This window comes from Streptomyces sp. NPDC002573, from assembly GCF_042889625.1.
GTDB classification, from domain to species: Bacteria; Actinomycetota; Actinomycetes; order Streptomycetales; family Streptomycetaceae; genus Streptomyces; species Streptomyces gibsoniae.
This window is the reverse complement of record NZ_JBIARC010000240.1, coordinates 1-2,007: the sequence shown is the minus strand read 5'-3', so window position 1 is coordinate 2,007 and position 2,007 is coordinate 1. Positions and strand designations below refer to the sequence as shown.

The following is a 2,007-nucleotide window of genomic DNA, read 5'->3' as shown; positions in this document are numbered from 1 at the left end:
ACCCCGCCAAGCTCCCCGAAAGCGCCCCCGCACTACCCAACACCCCGAACACGCCCACCCAATGATCGGCTGCACCACCAGAAGGGACACGATCCGGTAGTCGGGGTGAACGGACCGGAGGGCGGCTTCTTCGCGGACTGGGACAGCATCGACTGGGACCGCGCGCAGGAGAACGTACGTCGACTGCGCCAGCGCATCTTCACGGCATCGAGGGACGGGGACCTGGCCAAGGCCAGGAACCTGCAGAAGCTGATGCTCCGGAGCCTTTCCAACACGCTGGTCAGCGTGCGGCGGGCGACGGAGATCAATGCCGGACGAAAGACAGCAGGGGTGGACGGGCAGGTCGTGCTCACCGCCCCGGGCAAAGCCGAACTGGCGCGCTTCATCCAGCAGCGCGCCAGTAGTTGGCGGGCCCGTCCGGTCCGGCGGGTGTTTATCCTGAAGAACGGGGCGGGGCGAAAGCGCCGCCCGCTCGGCATTCCCGTGATCATCGACCGGTGCCATCAGGCCCGGGCGGCGAACGCGCTGGAGCCCGAGTGGGAGGCCCGGTTCGAGGCGAGGTCGTACGGCTTCCGCCCGGGCCGGGGCTGCCATGACGCGGTCGGGGTCATCTACAACACGCTGAACGGGAAGAACCCCGGGCGCGTGTGGATCCTGGACGCTGACCTGGCGGCGGCATTCGACCGCATCGACCACGACCACCTTCTTGCCCAGCTCGGCACCTTTCCCGCCCGGGACATGGTGCGGCAGTGGCTGAAGGCCGGCGTGGTCGAACGCGGCCGGTTCACCCCGACCCAGGAGGGGACGCCCCAGGGCGGGGTGCTCACGCCCCCAACGCAATGGGCAACTTCTGCTTCGAGGTGACGCTCGGTTATCGGCGGTTGGAACTGCTTCCTCGCGCTGAGAGTAGGGATCGTCACGATGGGTAGTACGTTTGTGACATGGTGCGTCGTGATCGCGTTGATGGCGTCGAGTACGCACGGCGGGTCAATGCCGCCGCTGACCTGGTCGAGGCGGGTGTGCCCATCGCCGCTGCCGCGCACACGATGGCCAGCGGGTATGGCGTGTCGGTGCGCCAGGCACGCCGGTATGTGGAGCAGGCCATGGCCACTGGGCGGATTCAAGTTCCCGAAACGAGCGTGGTGTTCACCGTCAAGCTGCCGGGATCACTGGCAGGGCAGGTACGCGCCCATGCGCGCGAGATGGACGCCACGATCTCGGCGGTGGTGGCCCGGGCACTGGTCGAGTTCCTCGACCGGGACGCCCCTGAGGGGCGCGCGGGCCGATGAAGGCCCGACTGCTGGAGTCGGAGTACATCTTCGACCGGCACGTGGATGCGGATCTGTCCGCGGCCTACGCGATGCTGGTGCCCCAGCGCCGGGCCCGGGTGCGCGGCGGCAGGGGCGAGGGAAGGCCCAGTGGTGACCAGCGCCGCGATTTATGCCCGGGTGTCGTCGGCCCGGCAGAAGAAGGACCAGACGATCGGCTCGCAGACCGCCGCGCTGCGCGCGCACGCCTCCGCGCTGCACCTTGAACTGCCCGAGGAGTGGGTGTTCGAGGACGAGGGCCACTCCGGCGCCACCCTGGTGCGCCCCGCCCTGGAACGGCTGCGGGACATGATCGCCACCGGATGCGTGGATGTGGTGCTGTGTTACAGCCCGGATCGGCTGGCCCGCAAGTTCGCCTATCAGGCCCTGCTGATCGAGGAGTTCGCCCGTTCGGGCTGCCGAGTGGAGTTCGTCAAAGGCCCGCGCGGCGACAGCCCCGAGGACCAGCTACTGATCCAGTTCCAAGGCATGTTCGCCGAGTACGAGAAGGCCCAGCTGATGGAACGCTACCGACGTGGCAAGACCTACCGGGCCCGCACCGGATCGGTCAACGTGCTGGGTGGCGCCCCGTTCGGCTACCGCTACGACTCTGGTGCGTAATTCGGCTGTCAGCCGGTGAGTTGGTGGCTGAGGCGGGTGAGGCGGCTGGTTCGGTTGCGGTCGAGCGGGTGACCGCTCC

3 protein-coding genes are annotated in these 2,007 nt (G+C 68.4%); all 3 read left to right on the top strand.

From position 1 onward, the window contains the following. Positions 1-105: 105 nt before the first annotated feature. The 3 genes from ACFYX0_RS47620 to ACFYX0_RS47610 all read left to right on the top strand — a co-directional run bounded on the left by ACFYX0_RS47620 (position 106) and on the right by ACFYX0_RS47610 (position 1,928). A complete protein-coding gene (locus tag ACFYX0_RS47620) occupies positions 106-864 on the top strand; it encodes a reverse transcriptase N-terminal domain-containing protein (protein WP_388982054.1) in 759 nt (252 codons plus the stop codon). A gap of 77 nt (positions 865-941) precedes the next feature. Then, the gene (locus ACFYX0_RS47615) at positions 942-1,289 is read left to right on the top strand and encodes a hypothetical protein (RefSeq protein WP_388982051.1); all 348 of its coding nucleotides are present in this window, start codon (positions 942-944) and stop codon (positions 1,287-1,289) included. 132 nt (positions 1,290-1,421) lie between these two features. Further along, positions 1,422-1,928, top strand: coding sequence for a recombinase family protein (locus ACFYX0_RS47610; RefSeq protein ID WP_388982048.1), 507 nt, complete (start codon positions 1,422-1,424; stop codon positions 1,926-1,928). The last annotated feature ends 79 nt before the right edge of the window (positions 1,929-2,007 follow it).

What these genes read in the sequence shown, in the direction of transcription:
- ACFYX0_RS47615 (WP_388982051.1), top strand. Translation starts at nt 942, where the DNA reads ATGGTGCGTCGTGATCGCGTTGATGGCGTCGAGTACGCACGGCGGGTC.